Genomic DNA, 18575 nt, shown 5'->3' with positions numbered 1-18575 from the left:
TCTTCGTTCCCGTACCGGGCGTCTGGATGCGGACGCCGAACACGCAATAACTGGCAACGCAAAAAGGCGGCCCAAACGGCAGCCGCCTTTGGCTTGGCTATAGCGGCTTGGATGCCGGCTCTCAACCCCCAACCATCAGGCCAATCCGCAAGGTTCGGCCCGGCAGCGGCAGCCCCAGTTGCGGCGTGATCAGGCCGTTGAACAGATTGTCGGCCGCTGCGGTCAGGGCGATCGGTGCCTTGCCGATATGGGCCACGGGCAGGCGGGCGCGCAGGTTCACCTCGGCGCCCGGGGCCAGGCGGGCCAGCGTGCCATCGGGCGCCAGATCGCGCGCCGGGCCGATGTGGCGGATTTCGGCGCGCATATCGAACGCGGCCCGTGGTGCCCAATCCAGCGCCAGCATCAGCTCCTGCGCCGGCCGCTGCACCAACGGTTGGCCGAGACTGTTGCCGGCATCCAGTGCGGTGCCGGTCAGTTCCAGGGTCAGATGTTCCTGCACCCGCCATTGCACGGCGGCATCGATGCCATAGCTGGTGGTGGCCACCTGGTTGAAGCGCTGGCGCAAGCTGGCCGGGCCCACGCGCACGACGCGCTGGCCAATGCTGCCCAGCCCGCGCTGCCAGAAGGGGTCGAGCGTGAGGGTGAGGGGGCCCGTCTGCCACTGCAGCTCGATATCGGTCAGCCACAGCTGTTCCGGCTTCAGATCGGGATTGGCCAGAAAGCGGCCCAGTGCCTCGCCAAACAACTCGCGCGCGGAAGGGAAGCGGTTGCGCCGCCCGGCAGATGCCGTGATGGTCAGGCCAGCGGCCGGGCTGGTGCGCAGCGCGGCGGAAAAGGTCGCGGCGCCATTGACCGGCTGGGCCGGCTTGTCCCCCGTGCGCGGGTTGGCGCTGCGGTCATAGCCCAGGCCCAGGGTGAGCGCCGTGCCGGCGGCCAGCGGCACATCGGCCTCCACCCCGCCCGACAGCAGAGTCTGGCGATACAGAAGGGGGGCGGGCACCGTTGCGGGCGGGAAGGCCACATCGGTCTGCTGGTGGTCGGACGTCTGCCCCGACAGGCTCCAGCGCAGGGTGACCGGGCCGATCGGGTGCGCCAGGGTCAGCCGCGCGCCCAGCGTGTCGTCATCATTGCCCTCACGGGCGCGCAGCGCGGAATAGCTGGCATCGCGATACGACAAGATGGCCTGGCCAAACCATTGCCGCCAGAGGGTGGCCCGCGCCGTGGCATCGCCCAGCGCCAGTTGCAGCGCCACCTGCGCCTGGGTCAGGCGCCAATCCGGATAGCGCCAATAGCGCGGCGCGGTCACTGCCGGGTCGCGATCGGATTCCGGCGCGATGCCGCGATCGGCATCGATGTGCAGCAGGCTGGCGCGCCAGTCGAGCGCGCCGGCCGCGCCGCCGATGCCGGCAAACAGGCTGGTGGCGTTGATATCGCTATTGGTGCGCCGATCCGATGCCGCCTGGCTGAAGGGCAGGGCCGATTGCCGGGCAACCACAGCCGCCGATTGCGCCTGGTGCGCTGCCCCGATTGCCAGCGTCAACCCGCCCAGCGGCACCACCCCGGCGGCCGACAGGTTGCGGATGCCATAGCTGCCGGCCTGGGCCTGGCCCACGGCGCCTTCGTCCCGCGTGGTCAGATCCAGCACGCCGGCCACGGCATTGGCGCCATATTCGATGGCACCGGCCCCCTTGCGCACGGCCAGCCGGCCGATCAGCCCGGCCGGCACCAGCCCCAGATCGATGCGGCCATCCCATGGCACCGCCAGCGGCGCGCCATCCAGAAACACCTGGGTCTGGCGTTCCTCGCTGCCGCGCACCCTGACCACGCTTTCGCCGCGCGAATTGGGCCGGATCGACACGCCGGGCAAGCCGCGCAGGGCATCGGCAACACTGCGCGGCTGCCGGTCGAGCAGGGCTTCGGCCGAAAGGCCCACGCCGGGGCTCAGCACCCGGCCGGGGGTGGCCGGCGCTGTCACGGTGATCAGGGTCTCGCCCGGAAAGGCAACTGGCCCGGCGGTGGCTCCTGCCACCGCCGGGCCAGCCAGCATCAATGCCGGAACAAGCGCTCTCACCGCTTCTTGCGCGGGAAGGCGAGCTGCCGGAAGTCACCGAAATAACGCCCGCCGATCATGCCGCGGCCAAGCGCCGTCATCTGGCCGCCGGTGGGCACCAGATCAACGGCAACCGCCGCCAGGCTGATCGGCGCCAGGCCCGCGGCCTTGAGTTCGACATTCAGCGCCGCGGCCTTGCTGGCCTTCAGGGCGGCGAAGGCGTCCTCCACCTCCTTCAGCTCCTTTTCCAGCGCATCAACACGGGCGACGGCATAGGCCGGCGGCCGGCCTTCGGTGCTGATGATCTGGCCATAGGCCGCGTCCATATTCTCGCGCAGCCGCTCCTCGCCGGTGATGGCACCGCCTTCGGTGGTGGCCACCACCTGCTTGCGCAGGGCATCGGCCTTGCCGGCCAGTTCCAGCGCCGCCTTCTTCGCCGCCGGGGTGGCAGCGGGATCGGCAGCGGCCCTTTCGGCACCGGCCTTCATGGCCACCAGGCCAAAGGTCAGCCCGGTCATGCGGCGGAACAGCGCCTTCACCCGCTCGGCCGCATCATATTGGGCCTTGCGGTCGTCGAGGGTGAAGTTGGCGCGGGCATCGGTGGTGATGGTCAAGGGCACATCGGTGACTTGGCCGGCCTTGGTCAGCCGCACCGTATAGGTGCCGGGCAGCACGCGCTGGCCCACGATGCTGTTGCCGGCGATGCTGGCCGCCGGCGGCACCACCGGCGGCTTGGTCCGCATCGACCACACCACCCGGTTCAGCCCCTTGCGCTTGGAGGTCGGCAGTTCTTCCACCACATTGCCATCCGGCCCGATGATTTCCAGCTTCATGCGGCCGATCACATGGCGCGCCTTCTGGTAATAGGTGATCACCGCCCCGTCAGACGGGTTCTGGCCCACATACATGGCATCGCCGGCACTCCAGCCGCCATTGCCCTGGATGCGCTGTTCCACCGGTGGCCCGGCGATCAGCACGGCATTGGCCGCCAGCGTTTCGGCCTTCAGCGCGCGCAGCGGGGACACATCGTCGATCACCCAGATGCCGCGGCCGTGGGTGGCCAGCACCAGATCATCGCCCTTCTTCGACTGCGCGATGTCGCGCACCGCCACCGCCGGGAAATTGCCGGGGCGGAATTCTTCCCAGGTGGCGCCGGTGTCGCGGCTGATGAACAGGCCGAACTCCGTGCCCAGATACAGGATGTTGGGCGAAACCCGATCCTCCTTGATGACATGGGCATAGCCGCGCACGCCCGCGGTGGCCGGGCCGGCCAGCCGCGTGAAGCCCTTGCCGCCATCGCGCGTCACAAACACATGCGGCGCGAAATCGCCCCACATGTGCCGGTCCACCGTCACATAGGCGGTGTTGGCATCAGCCACGCTGGCTTCCACCCAGCTCACCCAATTGTCGGGCCCCAGCTTCAGCGCCTTGGTGACATTGGTCCAGCTGGTGCCGCCATTGGTCGTCACCTGCACATTGCCATCATCGGTGCCGACCCAGATGGTGCCGGCCGCCTTCGGGCTTTCGCTGATCGAATAGATGGTGGTGTGCATTTCGGCGGAGCTGTTGTCCACCGTGATGCCGCCCGATTTTTCCTGCTGCTGTTTCAACGGGTTGTTGGTGGTCAGATCCGGCGAAATGCGCTCCCACGTCGTGCCATGGTCACGCGTGCGGTGCAGATACTGGCTGCCCATATAGAGCACCGACTTGTCGTGCGGGCTGAGCGCCAGCGGCGTGTTCCAGTTCCAGCGCAGCTTTTCCTTGTAACCCGGCTTGGGCTGGATGGCCTTCTGCTCCAGCGTCTTGCGGTTGATCCAGGCGATGTTGCCGCCCTGATATTCGGCATAGACATGATCGGGGCTGGCGGGATCGGGCAGCACCCAGAACCCATCGCCGCCATAAAGATTTTCCCAGCGGCTGTTGGTGATGCCGCCCGGATATTCGCTGTCACCCACCCACGACGAATTGTCCTGCAGGCCGCCATAGACCTGATACGGGTCCTTGTCGTCGATGGCGACATGATAGAATTGGCTGATCGGCAGGTTCATGCCGTGCCACCATTTCGAACCGCCGTCATAGCTGATCCACAGGCCGCCATCGTCGGCACCGATCAGGTGGCTGGGGTTCTTGGGGTTCACCCACACATCGTGCCAGTCGGCATGGCTGTTGCCGGCGGTGTCGGTGAAGCTCTTGCCGCCATTGTCCGAAACGATCACACGCAGGTTCATCTTGAACAGGCGGTCAGCGTTGGTCGGGTCCACCACCAGCTTCTGGAAATAGAAGGGGCGCCAGACCATGTTGCGGCTGCGGTCGCGCTCTTCCCAGGTCTTGCCGCCGTCATTGGACACGTAGAGCGCGGTCTTGGCATGCTCGATCACGGCATAGACGCGCTCCGGCTTGGACGGGGCATGCACCACCTCGATGCGGCCCCACGGGCCCTTGGGCAGGCCCTTGGCGCTGGTGGCATCCAGGTTGGTCCAGGTCTTGCCGCCATCGTTCGATACCAGCATGGCGCTGCCCGACGGCGCATCCGGGCCATCGCCGCCCGACCGGAAGCTCCAGCCCTTGCGCCGGAAATCCCACAGGCCGGCAAGGATGCGATCCGGGTTCGACGGGTCCAGGCTCACGCCCGAACAGCCGGTCGAAAGATTGGCGCCCTTCAGGATCTGCACCCAGGTCTTGCCGCCGTCGGTCGTCTTGTAGAGGCCACGGTCGGCACTGTCGCTCCACAGCGCGCCGGGGGCGCAGGCATAGACGATGTCGCTGTTGGTTGGGTGCACGACGATCTTGGTGATGCGCTCCACATTGGGCAGGCCCATCAGGGTCCAGTTGTCGCCGCCGTCTGTGGATTTGTAGATGCCGTTGCCCACCGAAACGCTGTTGCGAGTCCAGCTTTCGCCGGTGCCCACCCACACGATGCGCTTGTTCGAAGGGTCGAGCGCGATGGCACCGATCGATTGCACCGGCTGCCGGTCAAACTTCGGCGTGAAGCTGGTGCCGCCGTCTTCGGATTTCCACACGCCACCGCTGGCGGCGCCCACAAAGATGGTCAGCTTGCCGTCATCCTCGGCCCGGGCGGCGATGGCGGCGATGCGGCCCGACATTTCGGCCGAACCGATGTTGCGGATGCCCAACCCCGAAATGCCGGCGGTGGGCGTGTCGGCGGCCAGCACCGGGCCGGCAACAGCAAGCGCCAGCGCAGAGCCGGCGAGAAGCGCGAAACGCGTCATGGTCATGTTCCCCCAAATCCCCTGGTTCACTTGCCCGGCTGCGCGAACAGCGTGGCCGGTGCGGCTTCGTTGGCCGCAGCCTTGGTGATGATGGTGCGCTGGCGCTCGCTGGCGCCCTGCGGCCCGCTTTCCACCGACATCGGGAACATCACCCCGTTCACCGCCTCATAATCGCCCAGCTCGGTCTCGCTCACCTGCACCGCGCCGCGGATCCGCCGCGTTTCGGTGATCTTCACCTCCAGCATCGAATCGGGATCGATCAGATAGACGAACTCGTCACCATCCTTCTGGGTCACCTTCAGCTTGTAACAATCGGTGCCGTCAAAATCCTCGCGGCCCAGATAGGTGATGGTGGCGCCATCGGCCTTCGCGCTCAGCAACACGCCCTGGATGGCGGCGGCATCCGCCAGGCTGCGCGCCTCGTCATCGCCCATCGCCTCGGCATCCTTGCGGCCCTCGAACGGGTTGATGCGCCAGCCGCCGCCCTTGCCGTCATAGGCCTGCACCAGCGTCAGGCCCTGCAGCGCCGCCTCCACGCGCACCGCGCCGCCTGACCGCACCTCGTGATAGGTCAGCTCGAAGCCGCCGGGAAACACCAGCTTGCCGTCAAGCGTCAGGCTGGTCAGCCCGGCCATGGCGGCCTGGCCGCCACGGGCCGCCAGATTTTTCTGCACCAGTTCATCGGCGCTGGGCGCAGGCGCCGCCGGCTGCGCCACGGCGGCCGATGCCAGCAAAAGCACGCCAAGCGCGAGGCAAGCGATTCGCATAAATCCCCCAAGGATCATCGGTGGTTGATGGCAAATTTCTGCCGCAGCCTTGGTGTATTGTCAATCCAATACTCTTGTGCATTGCGGCAAAGCCGGGCTAGCAAAGACCCATGGGACACAAGCAGGTTCTGGACTGGCTGGCGGCGCATGCGCCCGATGTGCCGGTGATCATTCCCGGCGCCTCCACCGCCACCGTGGCCGAAGCCGCCGCCGCCCTCGGCGTCGAACCGGCGCGCATCGCCAAGTCACTGGCCATGCGGGTGAATGGCGAGGCGCTGTTGCTCGTCACCAGCGGCACCGCCCGGCTCGACAACGCCAAATGCCGCGCCGCGCTGGGCGGCAAGCCACGCATGCTGGACGCAGAGGAAACCCTGGCGCTGACCGGCCATGCCGTGGGCGGCGTCTGCCCCTTCGGCCTCAAGACCCCGCTGCCGGTGTGGCTGGATGTGTCGTTGCAGGCATTCGACACCGTGTTCCCTGCGGCCGGCAGCCGCGAAAGCTCGGTCAAAATCGCGCCGCAGCGCCTGGCCGATCTCCTGGCCAAGGGCTGGGTGGATGCCTGCAAACTGCCGGATCAGCCGGTGTAGGGCCGCACCAGCGCCGCCACGTCCACCCGCGCCTTCAACCGGGCCGCCAGCAGATACATGCCGGCGATCTTGCGCTGGATGAACAGCACATCGGGCGGCGGCGCGGTGAAATGGTCGCGCTGGCCGATCAGCGTCTGCGATTGGTCCTTCAGATTGCTGGCCAGCCCGCCAGCGCCGAAATCGAACGGCCCATCCAGCCGCAGCGGCGCGAAGCCATCGCGGGCCATCGCCAAAATCGTGTTTTCCATGGCGGCCGGGGCGGCGGGCGGCAAGATGCCGATAGCGGCCATCGCCCGCAGCAGCGCCGCATCGTCCCCAGCCAGGCCCGATGCCAGCAGCGCGCGATAGCCATCGCTGATATGGTCGGGCACTGGCCTTGCCGCGCCAAAATCCAGCAGCACCAGCCGGCCGCTGTTGAGGTCATAGCGGTAATTGGCAAAATTGGGATCGGTCTGCATCAGCCGCCAATCGAACAATTCCGCCATCAGGATGCGCAGCATCAGCGTCATCAACCGGTCACGCTCGGCCTGGGGCAGGGCGGCGGCCTTGTCGATGGCGACCCCCTTCACATGGCCCATGGCCAATATCGTCGGCCGCGACAGATCGGCGGCCAGCGCCGGCACCACCACATCGGGCCAATCCGCCGCCAGTTCGCCAAAGCGCGCCAGCATGGCGCCTTCGCGGGCGTAATCGGCCTCCTGATGCAGCTGGCGCTTGGCCTCTTCCAGCAGCGGATCCAGCGCAAAGCCGGCCGGCAACAGGCCCGACAGCTTCACCAGCGTCGCCACATTGTCGACATCGGCATCGATGCTGGCCGCAACGCCCGGATATTGCACCTTGATCGCCAGATCGCGGCCATCCAGCGCCACCGCCCGGTGCACCTGGCCGATGGAGGCCGCGGCAATCGGCGTGCGGTCAAAGCGCTGGAACTGGCCTTCCCAACCCGGCCCCCAGCCGGCCTCCAGCGCGGCGTTCAGCTGCTTTTCCGGCATCGGATCGGCCTCGGCCCGCAGCCGCGCCAATATGTCGGCCAGCTCGCGCGGGAGCACCTCGCCGCCATCCATGCTGATCAGCTGGCCCAGCTTCATCGCCGCACCGCGCAGCCGCGCCAGTTCATCGGCCAGCCGTTTGGCGTTGGCGGGGGTGAGCAGCAGGCTGGGCAGATCGGGCTTCTGCCCCTTCAGCATCTCGCGCGCGCCGCCGCCGATCACATTGCCGGCAATGCCGCCAGCCAGCCGGCCAAAGCCCGCCAGCCGTGACAGACGGGAGGAGGGGACAGTGCGGGGGCGGACCGGGAGCATGGCCAAGCCCTTGCCGTCAAAGGCCCGGCCCCGCCAGTGCGGGTGATTGCCGCGCTGGGAAAAACGCCCGGCGTCAGGCCGCCAGCCCGAACGCCTGTTCCAGCACCACCAGTTCCTCTTCCAGCAGGTCGGCCAGGCCCTGCACCTCGGGCAGGATATTGGCCCCGGCGATCAGGCCGAAATCCAGCTGGTCGCGATAGCCCTGCACGGTGATGTTCAGCGCCATGCCGTGGGTGACGATGGAAACCGGATAAAGATGCAGCAGCTCGGCCCCGGCGGCATAAAGCGTCATGCGCGGGCCCGGCACGTTTGAAATGCACACATTGGTGGCCGGCGGCAGCACGTCCGCCAGGCCCGAGCGGGAATAAAGCAGCGCCAGGAGCTGCGCCGCCACCGGCAGGCCCAGCGCCGAGGCATTGGTCATCAACGGCACAAAGGCCTTGAACGGGTTCACCATTTCCTTGGCCTTGCCGCTTTCGGCAACGATGGTTTCCAGCCGCTGCCTGGGATCATCGATGTTGGTTGCCAGCGGGCAGATCATCGCGAACACTTGGTTGTTTGTGTTGGCATTGCCTTCATCGCGCAGCGAGATCGGCACGCCTGCGGTCAGCGGCTTGTCGGGCACGCCGCCCGTGTCGCGCAGATAGCGCCGCAGGATGCCGGCCGAAATCGCCATCACCGCATCGTTCAGCGATCCGCCGGCGGCCTTGCCCACCGCCTTCACCCGCGGCAGCGACAGGGTGATGCTGCCAAAGGCGCGTTCCGAACTGATCGATTTGTTGAGCGCGGTCTTGGGCGCCACCAGATTCTGCAGATCAGACAATCGCGCCGGATCGATGAAGCTGGCCATGGAGCGGGTCGCCGCCCCCGCCATCGCCGGCAGCGCGGCAGCGAATTTCACGCCCATCTCCACCTGGCCGGCCATGTGATCGAGCAGCACCGATCCCAGATCGGTCTTGCCGGTGCGCGGCAGCTTGAAATCCACCGCCTCGGGCGAAAACGGCGCCTGCCAGAAGCGCAGATAGGATTGCATGGCGTTGCTGGCGGTTTCGGCCAGACCCGGTTTGTCCTCGGCTTCGGCCGGTTCCGCCGCCGGCGCGCGCACCCGTGGCCCGGCATTGGGCACCACGTCATAGATGATCTTGGTCAGCGCCACGCCGGCACCGCCATCGATCAGCGCATGATGGATCTTCACATACAGGCCAACCTGGTTGCCCGGCATGTTTTCAAACACATAAAATTCCCACAGCGGCCGGGCGCGGTTCAGCAGCTTGGCATGCATCCAGCCCACGGTGCGGCGGAGCGCGGCCGTGTCGCTCGGCGCGGCCAGGCTGGCGCGGAAAATCTGGCGGTTGATGTCGAACTGCTCATCCTCCACCCAGCTCGGGTGGTCCATGTCCAGCGCGGCGCGCGCCAGCTTGCGCTTCAGCATCGGCGCATCGGCCAGCCGGTCGGCAATCTGCGCCTTGAACGCCTCGAAGAAATCGCCTTCATAGCCATCGGGCAGCTGGAACATGGACAGGGAGCCGACATGCATCGGCATTTCCGGCGTTTCCATGTAAAGAAACCCGGCATCCAGCGTCGAAAGCTTCACCGCATCAGCCATTGGCCCATCCCCCATTCATCCCGAATGGCAGAGTGGTGGCCTTCGCCAGCGAAAGTCAACCGGCGTATGCGAAGGCGAACGGCCCATTGCGGCGGAAGGGGGTGAAATGGCCTTCCGGTTGTGCCAGCCGGTCCGCCACGGCCCACAGCGCCGCCGGGTTGACGCCGATGCCAAGATGGCTGGCCAGATGCACCTCGATATTCTCGGCATTGGGCGCCGGCTTCGCGATGCAGGTGCGCCAGTTCACCACGCCATCCAGCCTGGTGTAGATCGACGAATTGGGCACCGGCAGATCGCCGGCCAGCAGCGTCAGATCATTGGGATCGGGATCGCCTTCCTTCGACATATATTCATAAAGCCGCTTGGCGTTGGTGGCGTTGATGTCGCCGGAAAACGGGCTGCCCAGCGTGATCACGCAGCGCACCGCATCGGGATTGGTCAGCGCCAGATAGCGCGAAAACACCCCGCCCAGGCTCCAGCCGACCAGCGAGACCTTGCGGCCGGTTTCGGCATGAAGATCGGCCAGCTGCTGGCGCATCACATCGCGCATCTTGTAAAATCGGCCCAGGTTGCGGCCATTGCCCCAGGGCCGGGCATCATGGCCCAGATCGCGGAGATATTTGCGCAAGGGCGCGGTGGAGGTGTCGCTCGCCATGAAACCGGGCAGCACCAGCACCGGGTGGCCATCGCCCTTGGGCGCGGTCATCATCAGCGGCCGTGTGGCAACGGCGGCCGCCAGCTCCATCAGGCCGCGGCCTTCCGACAGGGTGAGCAGCATGGACGGGGCCCGAAGCCGGGCGGCAGGAGCGGTGGCAGCGGCAGTCGACATGATGTGCGGCCTTTCTGGCGGCGGACATAGCGGGAACCCTGCACCCGGCCGAGCCAATACGCAACCAACGATGCCGTAACAAAAAAGCCGGAACCCGAAGGTTCCGGCTCTTTTGAAGATGGTGATCCCTACGGGACTCGAACCCGTGTTTTCGCCGTGAAAGGGCGACGTCCTAGACCGCTAGACGAAGGGACCAGCAGCGAGAGGCCGCCTGTTATTGGCATGGGGCCGCCGCGTCAACCGCCATTTTGCCGGAAACTGTGGAAAAATCGTCCTGCCTCAACGGCCATCGGCAAAGGCGGCGTCGTCCAGCTCCAGTTCCACGGCGTTGCCGCCGGTCCAATCGTCGCGTTTCACCCTGCCGGCGACATGGATCGGCCGACCACGCGCGCCCTGCAACAGGGCGCCCATCTCGCTGTCGCCCTGCCGCCAGGCCATCGCCTTGATGCGCCCGCCATCGGCACCGGCCAGTTGCAGCCGCAGATGATTGTCGCCCACGATCCGGCTGTCCACGATCTGGAACGGCCCGGCGGCAACGCGCGGCGCCGGCCAGCCCTGGCCATAGGGCCCGGCCGTTTCCAGCACGTCCACCAGCCCGGCATTCAGCCCGCGCGGCGCCACGGCGACATCGATCGACAGGCTGCGCTCCGCCGTGGCTGCTGCCACCGCGGCCGCCATGCGATCGTTCAAAAATTCATCCAGCGCGCCAATCCGGTCAGCCGCCACCGTCAGCCCCGCCGCCATGGCATGGCCGCCGCCGGCGATCAGCAGGCCATGATCGGCTGCCGCCAGCACCGCCGCGCCCAGATCAACGCCAGTGATCGACCGGCCGGACCCCTTGGCGGTGCCATCCTCCTGAATGGCGATCACGATGGCCGGCCGGCCCAGCCGCTCCTTCAGCCGGCTGGCGACAATGCCGATCACGCCGGGGTGCCAGCCTTGCCCCGCCACCAGCGTGCAGCCGGGTGCCGGTGTGGCGGTGGCCAGCGCCGCATCGGTCACCGCCTGTTCGATGGCGCGGCGTTCCTGGTTCAACTGGCCCAGTCGGGCGGCGATCTCGGCGGCTTCGGCGGCATCATGGGTGGTGAGCAGCCGCACGCCCAGATCGGCCTGGCCCACGCGCCCGCCGGCATTCACCCGCGGCCCCAACGCAAAGCCCAGATCGCGGGCCACCGGCGCGCGATTGAGCCGGGCGGCATCGGCCAGCGCCGCCATGCCAATGTTTTCCCGCCGCGCCATCACCTTCAGCCCCTGGGTGACAAAGGCGCGGTTGAGGCCCCGGAGCGCCGCCACATCGGCCACCGTGCCCAGCGCCACCAGATCGATCAGCGCCATCAGATTGGGTTCATCCCGGTGGACAAACCAGCCCTTGGCGCGCAGCAGCCGGTTCAGCGCAACGGCAAGCAGAAAGGCCATGCCCACGGCCGCCAGATGGCCAAACTGCGCCGCATCGGCGGCTTCATCCAGCCGGTTGGGGTTCACCAACGCCACGGCCGGGGGCAGGGCGGTGCTGGCCTTGTGGTGATCCACCACGATCACATCCAGTCCGGCGGCCCTGGCGGCTTCCAGCGCGGCGAACCCCTGCGTGCCGCAATCCACCGTCACCACCAGGTCGGCGCCGGCCTGTTTCAATGCCACCAGCGCCTCCGCCGACGGGCCATAGCCTTCCAGCAGCCGGTCGGGGATATAATGGCCGACCTTGCCGCCACAGCTGCGCAAGTATCGGATGAGCACGGCGGCCGATGTGGCGCCATCCACATCATAATCGCCGTAAACAACGATCATCTCGTCCCGCGCCAGCGCCTCGGCCAGCCGTTCGGCGGCGCGGTCCATGTCGGCAAAGATGGAGGGGTCGGGCAACCAGTCGCGGAGTGTCGGCGCCTTCAGCCGGGCAAAATCCGGCGGTTCGCCGCCGCGCGTGCGGAACAGATGGTGCAGCAGCTCATCATCGCCCCGCCCATCCAGCCCATTCCCCGGCGGCAAGCCCCCCCGCCAGGCCCAACGCTGGCCGGTGAGGGAGGTGCTGATGCCGAAGACGGGGCGGGGGGAGTCCATGCCCTGTCATGGGCAGTGCAGCGGATTCGGGCAATAGTCCTGATCCTGCCCAAACTTGTCTGGGGGGGTGGCACCCGCACCACAATGGATCCTCCCCCTCTGGGGGAGGTGTCGCCGAAGGCGACGGAGGGGGCCCTGTGAGCGCGGCCCTCGCCGCCCCCTCCGCCCTGCGGGCACCTCCCCCAGAGGGGGAGGATATAAAACTCAGGGATGCCGCACGGCGCGATGCTCCCCGCTCACCCGGCGCACGGTGCCGGTGGAGGCGCGCATCACGATGGTCTCGGTGGTGATCACGCCATTCTTGCGCCGCTTCACCCCCTTCAGCAGGGAGCCATCGGTGACGCCGGTGGCGGCAAAGATGCAATCGCCCTTGGCCATGTCTTCCAGGCCATAGATGCGATCAAGATCGGTGATGCCCCAGCGGCGCGCACGGCCGCGTTCATCATCGTTGCGGAACAACAGGCGGCCCTGCATCTGCCCGCCGACGCAGCGCAGCGCGGCGGCCGCCAGCACGCCTTCCGGCGCCCCGCCCGAACCCATGTAGAGATCAATGCCGGTCTCGGGATCGGTGGTGGCGATCACGCCGGCCACATCGCCATCGGGGATCAGCATGATGCCGCAGCCCAGCGCGCGCAACTCGGCAATCAGGCTCTCGTGGCGCGGCCGGTCGAGCACGCAGACAATGGTGTCCGACGGGTGCACACCCTTGGCCGCTGCCACCGCCTCGACATTCTGGGTCGGCGTCTTGTCCAGGCTGATGATGCCTTCGGGATAGCCGGGGCCAACCGCCAGCTTGTCCATATAGACATCGGGCGCATTCAACAGCCCGCCCTCTTCGGCGATGGCCAGCACGGCCAGCGCGTTGGGCCCGGCCTTGGCGGTGATGGTGGTGCCTTCCAGCGGATCGAGCGCGATATCGATGCGCGGGCCGGTGCCGATCGCCTTGCCCACCTTTTCACCGATGAACAGCATCGGCGCCTCGTCACGCTCGCCTTCGCCGATCACCACCGTGCCGTCAAAATCCAGCTGATTCAGCGCGTTGCGCATCGCTTCCACGGCGGCGGCATCGGCGGCCTTCTCGTTGCCGCGCCCGATCAGCTTTGATGCCCCGATGGCGGCATATTCGGTGACCCGCACCATTTCGAGCACAAGCACGCGATCAAGCACATGGCTGGGAGCCGTCATTTTCTGTCCACCCCGTAATCCGAATCAATGGCGCACAGCCTTACGCCCGCCACGCCATGGGCGAAAGGCGTCAAAAATCCAGTATGTGCATCATCACCGGCTGCCCCACCACCGATGGGGATGCGGCCATGCGGGCCAGACTGTCCACCACATCGGCTTCGCGGGCCTCGTGGGTGACCATCACCACCATGGCATCGCCGCTGCTCGACGTGCCGCGCTGCACCAGGCTTTCGATGGAAACCCCGCAGTCGCGCAGCGCCGCCGTCAGCTCCGCCAGCACGCCGGCGCGATCGGCCACGTTCAGGCGCAGATAATAACGCCCGCGCCGGCCGGCCGCATCGGCGCGGGGCAGGGCGGCCAGATCGGCCACCGGCATCACGAAGGGCGGCCGCACATCACCGCGCGCGATATCGACCAGATCGGCCACCACCGCGCTCGCCGTCGGCCCTTCGCCGGCACCGCGCCCCTGGAAGAACAGCCGGCCGACGAAATCGCCTTCCACCACCAAGGCGTTCAGACTGCCCATCGTGGTTGCCACCGGATGCGCCATCGGCACCAGCGCCGGGTGCACGCGCTGGAACAATCTGCCATCCTCGGCTTCCGCCAGGCCCACGAGCTTGATGCGGAAACCCAGCGCGGCGGCCTGGGCGATATCGGCGCTTTCGATGGCGCGGATGCCGGTGCAGGCCACGCCGGCAAAATCCAGCGCCGCGCCAAAGGCCAGCGCCGCCAGGATCGACAATTTGTGCGCCGTGTCGATGCCATCAATGTCGAAACTCGGGTCCGCCTCGGCAAAGCCCAAAGCCTGCGCATCGGCGAGCACCTCGGCAAAGCCCAGGCCTTCGGCTTCCATGCGTGACAGGATATAATTGCAGGTGCCGTTCATCAGGCCATAAACGCGGGTGATCCGGTTGGCGGCGCTGCCTTCCGAAATCCCCTTGATCACCGGAATGCCGCCGGCCACCGCCGCTTCATACTTCAGCGGCAGGTCGGCCGCCTCCGCCATCTGCGCCAGTTCCAGGCCATGATGCGCCAGCATCGCCTTGTTGGCCGTCACCAGCGGCTTGGCCGCGCCCAGCGTCCGGCGGGCCAGCGTCAACGCCGGGCCATCGCTGCCGCCGATCAATTCCACCACCACATCCACATCATCGCGGGTGGCGAGTTCGGCGGCATCATCCACCCAGGCGATGCCGTCCAGGCTGATGCCGCGATCCCGGTTGCGATCCCGCGCGCTCACCGCCGTCACCACGATCGGCCGCCCCGCCCGCCGCGCCACCAGATCGGCGTTCTGCGCCAATATCTTCACCACGCCGGCGCCCACATTGCCCAACCCGGCGATCCCGATGTGAAGTGCGCTTGCCATGGCTCAGCCCCCCGCCTTCACCGATGGCGTGTTCACGCCCATCGATTGCAGATATTTCCTGATGTTGCGCGCCGCCTGGCGCAGCCGCTGCTCATTTTCCACCAGCGCGATGCGCACAAAGCCCTCGCCATCCTCGCCATAGCCAACGCCCGGCGCCACCGCCACGCCGGCTTCGGTGAGCAGCTGCTTGGAAAATTCGAGGCTCCCCAGATGCGCCAGCGCCGGCGGCAGCGGCGCCCAGGCAAACATGCTGGCGCGCGGTGCCGGAATCTCCCACCCGGCGCGGCCAAAGCTTTCCACCAGCACATCGCGCCGCCGGTGATAGAGCGCGCGGTTCTGCGCCACGATATCCTGTGGGCCATTCAGCGCCGCCACCGCCGCCGCCTGGATCGGCGTGAAGGCGCCATAATCCAGATAGGATTTCACCCGCGTCAGCGCCGAAATCAGCGTCTTGTTGCCCACCGCAAAGCCGATGCGCCAGCCCGCCATCGAATAGGATTTTGACAGCGAGGTGAACTCGATCGCCACATCCTTCGCCCCCGGCACCTGCAGGATCGACGGGGTGGGCTGCCCATCAAAATAAATCTCGGAATAAGCGAGGTCCGACAACACCCAGATATTGTGCTTCTTCGCAAACGCCACCACCCGCTCGTAAAAGGCGAGATCGGCCACCTCGGCGGTCGGGTTGCTCGGATATCCCATCACCAGCACGCTGGGGCGCGGCACTGTAAAGCGCACCGCCCGCTCCAGCGCTTCGAAATAACGCTCGTCAGGCGTCGTCGGCACGCTGCGGATGGTCGCGCCGGCAATGATGAAGCCAAAGGTGTGAATGGGATAAGACGGGTTGGGCACCAGCACCACATCGCCCGGCGCGGTGATCGCCTGCGCCAGATTGGCCAGGCCTTCCTTGGAACCCAGCGTCACCACCACTTCCGTATCGGGATCAAGATCAACCCCGAACCGCCGGTCATAATAGGCCGCCTGCGCCCGCCGCAGCCCCGGAATCCCCTTCGACGCGCTGTAACCATGCGCATCCGGCTTGGCGGCCACCTCGGCCAGCTTGGCGATCACGTGCGGCGGCGGCGGCAGATCGGGATTGCCCATGCCCAGGTCGATAATGTCCTCCCCGCGCGCCCGTGCGGCGGCCCGCATGGCGTTCACTTCCGCAATCACATAGGGCGGCAAGCGTTTGATGCGGTAAAATTCGTCCTGCATGGCCAGTTCCGTTGGGTTGGTTGATGCTGCCTTAGGCAGTGATCGGGCAAAAGAAAAGCGGCGGAGAAACATCTTTGTTTCGCCGCCGCCGGTGAGAGGGTTTGATTCTTGCTCTATCCCTCAGGTCGGTGGCGGCGCGCCGGCGGCAGCGGCAATCGCGGCGGCAGCTGCTGCTGCGCCGGCCATGATGGCTGCAATGGTCGCCTGCTGGCGCACGCGTCTCTCCACGCCGGCCCATCGCCGGCATCGCGGCCATAACCCAAAAGCCCGGGCTTGGCAAAGCCCGCGCTTCAAGGGCACAACAGGCCATCAGGAGCGCGAAACCATGTCCGATCCCGCCGAACAGGCCCAGCAAAGCTTTCAGCAGCTCACCGATCTGATGGGCAAGGGCCAGCAGATGATGCTGGAATTCTGGACGAAGGAGCATGCCGCGCCCCCGCTGGTGCCCGATCCGCTCGGCGTCATGTCCACCTGGGCCAAGGCGTGGAGCGCCATGCTCGCCGATCCCGCCCGCCTGATGGAGCAGCAGCAACGCTATCTCACCGATGCGCTCGATCTGTGGCAGCGCGTCCTCACCCCCAATGCCGAACCGGCCCAGATCAAGGACAAGCGCTTCGCCGGGAAAGCCTGGGCCGAAAACCCCGCCTTCGATTTCCTGCGCCAATCCTATCTGCTCACCGCCAGCCACATCATGCAGGCCGCCGGCCAGTTGGATGGGCTCGACGCCGCCGAACAGGCCAAGGCGCAATTCCTCATCAAGCAGTTCATCGACGCGATGAGCCCCTCCAACTTCCTCGCCACCAATCCCGAAGTGCTGGCCAAAACCGCCGAAACCGGCGGCGCCAACCTCATCAAGGGCCTCGAACATCTGCTCGCCGATCTTTCCGCCGGCCGCATGCGGATGACCGATGAAAACGCCTTCGAAGTCGGCCGCAACGTCGCCATCACACCCGGCAAGATCGTCTTCCAGAACCGCCTGTTCCAGCTGATCCAATATGCCCCCAGCACCGAGACGGTGTTCACCACCCCGCTGCTGATCTTCCCGCCGTGGATCAACAAATATTACATCCTCGATCTCACCGCCGAAAAAAGCTTCATCCGCTGGGCCGTCGCGCAAGGGCTCACCGTCTTCGTCGTCAGCTGGAAAAATGCCGACGAAACCCTGGCCGACGCCACCATCGACACCTATGTCGAAGAAGGCATGTTCACCGCCATCGATCTGGTCCGCCAGATCTGCGACGTGCCCTCCGTCCACACGATCGGCTATTGCGTCGCCGGCACCACGCTCGCCGCCGCACTCGCCGTGCTCACCGCCCGCGGGCAGGCCGAAAAGGTCGCCACCGCCACCTTCTTCACCGCCCAGGTCGATTTCAGCGACGCCGGCGAACTCAAACTCTTCGTCGACGATGCCAGCCTCGACACCATCGACACACTCACCAGCGGCAAACCCGTGCTCGACGGCCGCTACATGGCCACCAGCTTCAACCTGCTGCGCTCAAACGACCTGATCTGGAACTATGTCGTCAACAACTACATGCTGGGCAAAGACTATTTCCGCTTCGACCTGCTCTACTGGAATTCGGATGCCACCAACGTCCCCGCCCGCTGGCACCGGGACTATCTCGATCAGATGTACCGCCAGAACCTGCTGGCCAAGCCCGGCGGCATGACCATCGCCGGCACGCCCGTAAACCTCGCCACCGTCACCACCCCCAGCTACATCCAGGGCGGCCGCGAAGACCATATCGCCCCGGCCCGGTCAGCCTTCAAACTCACCCACGCCTTCACCGGTGAAACCCGCTTCGTCCTCGCCGGTAGCGGCCACATCGCCGGCGTCGTCAACCCCCCATCCTCCGGCAAATACCAATATTGGACCAACGACACCAAAGCCGACACCTTGGACGCCTTCATCGCCGGCGCAAAGGAAACCAAAGGCAGCTGGTGGCCCGACTGGATCTCTTGGCTGGGGCCGCGCTCCGGCGCGCACGTCCCGGCGCGGGCGCCGGGGCAGGGGGGCTATGCTGCTATTGAGGATGCACCGGGGGCCTATGTGAAGGAGCGGATTTGACTATTGATCCGGAGTGGAAAGTGGACAGGAGTAGGTAACTCAATGATTCTGGCAACGTTCTCAGTTGAAAATTACCGCAGCATCACACAATCTAGAAAGATATCTCTTTCTAATAATACGGTTCTTGTGGGGCCAAATAACGAAGGAAAGTCGAATGTGTTACGAGCACTCAATCTCGCAATGTCAACCATTTCTCGTATTGCAGCAATAGAATCTAGGTCAATCGATCCTGAACTTGCTTCAAGAACGCTTGCATCTCGACGTGCAATGTATGATTGGTCTAGCCCGGATTATTCACCGGCCGGGTGATTTCGGGTTG

General features: G+C 66.3%; 13 protein-coding genes and 1 tRNA gene. 3 read left to right on the top strand and 11 right to left on the bottom strand.

Translation table 11 applies throughout. The annotated features are described in order from the left end of the window. Nucleotides 1–121: 121 nt before the first annotated feature. Genes CHU93_RS15665 through CHU93_RS15655 form a run of 3 tightly spaced genes read right to left on the bottom strand, consistent with a single transcriptional unit; the run spans nt 122 to nt 6020 of the window. Complete coding sequence (locus tag CHU93_RS15665) at nt 122–2071, bottom strand: TonB-dependent receptor plug domain-containing protein (RefSeq protein WP_133064440.1); 1950 nt, start codon at nt 2069–2071, stop codon at nt 122–124. Continuing rightward, nucleotides 2068–5280: a WD40/YVTN/BNR-like repeat-containing protein gene (locus CHU93_RS15660; RefSeq protein WP_094475089.1), complete on the bottom strand. Its 3213-nt coding sequence runs from the start codon at nt 5278–5280 to the stop codon at nt 2068–2070. The genes CHU93_RS15665 and CHU93_RS15660 overlap by 4 nt, the downstream gene beginning before the upstream one ends. Before the next feature lie 26 nt (nt 5281–5306). After that, on the bottom strand, nt 5307–6020 hold the full coding sequence (locus CHU93_RS15655; RefSeq protein ID WP_133064439.1) for a LolA-like protein: 714 nt from the start codon (nt 6018–6020) through the stop codon (nt 5307–5309). Nucleotides 6021–6157: 137 nt separating this feature from the next. Between CHU93_RS15655 and CHU93_RS15650 the strand changes: the two genes are divergently transcribed. Further along, nucleotides 6158–6634 carry a YbaK/EbsC family protein gene (locus tag CHU93_RS15650; protein ID WP_094475087.1) on the top strand — a complete coding sequence of 159 codons (477 nt, stop codon included), beginning with the start codon at nt 6158–6160 and terminating at the stop codon, nt 6632–6634. Here CHU93_RS15650 and CHU93_RS15645 read toward each other — a convergent pair. The 8 genes from CHU93_RS15645 to CHU93_RS15610 all read right to left on the bottom strand — a co-directional run bounded on the left by CHU93_RS15645 (nt 6622) and on the right by CHU93_RS15610 (nt 16188). Then, nucleotides 6622–7935 (bottom strand): ABC1 kinase family protein, encoded by a 1314-nt coding sequence (locus CHU93_RS15645; RefSeq protein WP_094475086.1) that lies wholly within the window; start codon nt 7933–7935, stop codon nt 6622–6624. The genes CHU93_RS15650 and CHU93_RS15645 overlap by 13 nt on opposite strands. 73 nt (nt 7936–8008) lie before the next feature. After that, entirely contained in the window at nt 8009–9541 is a 1533-nt protein-coding gene (locus CHU93_RS15640) for a wax ester/triacylglycerol synthase family O-acyltransferase (protein ID WP_094475085.1), read from the bottom strand. A gap of 55 nt (nt 9542–9596) precedes the next feature. After that, a complete protein-coding gene (locus CHU93_RS15635) occupies nt 9597–10370 on the bottom strand; it encodes an esterase/lipase family protein (protein WP_094475084.1) in 774 nt (257 codons plus the stop codon). A gap of 119 nt (nt 10371–10489) precedes the next feature. Next, nucleotides 10490–10565 (bottom strand) — tRNA-Glu (locus CHU93_RS15630). 84 nt (nt 10566–10649) lie between these two features. Beyond that, nucleotides 10650–12425: a single-stranded-DNA-specific exonuclease RecJ gene (recJ, locus tag CHU93_RS15625; RefSeq protein ID WP_094475083.1), complete on the bottom strand. Its 1776-nt coding sequence runs from the start codon at nt 12423–12425 to the stop codon at nt 10650–10652. Nucleotides 12426–12629: 204 nt separating this feature from the next. Next, entirely contained in the window at nt 12630–13610 is a 981-nt protein-coding gene (gene glpX, locus CHU93_RS15620) for a class II fructose-bisphosphatase (RefSeq protein WP_094475082.1), read from the bottom strand. A gap of 70 nt (nt 13611–13680) precedes the next feature. Next, a complete protein-coding gene (locus tag CHU93_RS15615; protein WP_094475081.1) occupies nt 13681–14973 on the bottom strand; it encodes a homoserine dehydrogenase in 1293 nt (430 codons plus the stop codon). Nucleotides 14974–14976: 3 nt separating this feature from the next. Further along, nucleotides 14977–16188, bottom strand: a complete 1212-nt coding sequence (locus CHU93_RS15610; protein WP_094475080.1) for an LL-diaminopimelate aminotransferase — start codon at nt 16186–16188, stop codon at nt 14977–14979. A gap of 325 nt (nt 16189–16513) precedes the next feature. Here CHU93_RS15610 and CHU93_RS15605 point away from each other — a divergent pair, with 325 nt between their 5' ends. Both CHU93_RS15605 and CHU93_RS18285 read left to right on the top strand, forming a co-directional pair. Beyond that, nucleotides 16514–18256, top strand: coding sequence for a PHA/PHB synthase family protein (locus CHU93_RS15605; RefSeq protein ID WP_094475079.1), 1743 nt, complete (start codon nt 16514–16516; stop codon nt 18254–18256). 42 nt (nt 18257–18298) lie between these two features. After that, entirely contained in the window at nt 18299–18565 is a 267-nt protein-coding gene (locus CHU93_RS18285; protein ID WP_094475078.1) for an AAA family ATPase, read from the top strand. Nucleotides 18566–18575 lie beyond the last annotated feature (10 nt).

Source organism: Sandarakinorhabdus cyanobacteriorum, assembly GCF_002251755.1.
Lineage (GTDB): Bacteria > Pseudomonadota > Alphaproteobacteria > Sphingomonadales > Sphingomonadaceae > Sandarakinorhabdus > Sandarakinorhabdus cyanobacteriorum.
This window is presented reverse-complemented; position numbering and strand designations above follow the sequence as displayed.